The organism is Kiloniella litopenaei (genome assembly GCF_000982415.1).
GTDB lineage: Bacteria > Pseudomonadota > Alphaproteobacteria > Kiloniellales > Kiloniellaceae > Kiloniella > Kiloniella litopenaei.
Window position 1 is genome coordinate 1 of the sequence record NZ_LANI01000069.1, and the last position, 565, is coordinate 565.

Here is a 565-nt window from a genome sequence, read left to right on the forward strand (position 1 = left end):
AATGATTCCTACTGAACGCAAATCGCTCTAAACGTCAACACACAAAGTTATATATTGATTAATTCATGTTTCTACCCATTTACCCAATAACCTCCGCCTCAAGGTACCCCCTCACCCGCCCTAAATCCATTTTCATGACCTCCAGAGCAGTTTCCCGCCAAAGATGTCGTTGGGCTTCCGTATCCACTTATAGCCTCTCTGAGGCTCCTTAAAGATAACCCTCAAAGCTCTGTCTATCCTGAGCAACTCCGTTAGCTTCCCTCCAAGCTCTGGTTTATCCAGCTCTCCAGCTTTAAAGAGCTCATATTCCTCATCAGTTAGCCCTAGTACCTCAGCGACATCTCCATCGCTTAGCTGCCATTTACCAAACAGGTTCTGTATTAGTTTCTGTATCTCACTCATTTTTTTATCTCTGTAATGAATTTGGATTAAAAAACTCCCTCCAGTTTTTATTCCAGAGGGAGTAATAGGTGTTTTTAAATTGCTTAAAGCTCCATCATATCCAGGCAGTCTCTCAGCACTCTTTTGACAATGGATGGATGAGCATCATCATACTCACCTTCCA

General features: G+C 42.7%; 1 protein-coding gene. It reads right to left on the minus strand.

What is annotated here, in order from left to right; genetic code table 11:
• Positions 1–132: 132 nt before the first annotated feature.
• Positions 133–402, minus strand: a complete 270-nt coding sequence (locus WH95_RS20145; RefSeq protein WP_052742187.1) for a hypothetical protein — start codon at positions 400–402, stop codon at positions 133–135.
• Between the last annotated feature and the right edge of the window lie 163 nt (positions 403–565).

Bases quoted from the DNA above. Each gene is read 5' to 3' on its own strand.
- WH95_RS20145 (WP_052742187.1), bottom strand. From the start codon at position 402: ATGAGTGAGATACAGAAACTAATACAGAACCTGTTTGGTAAATGGCAG.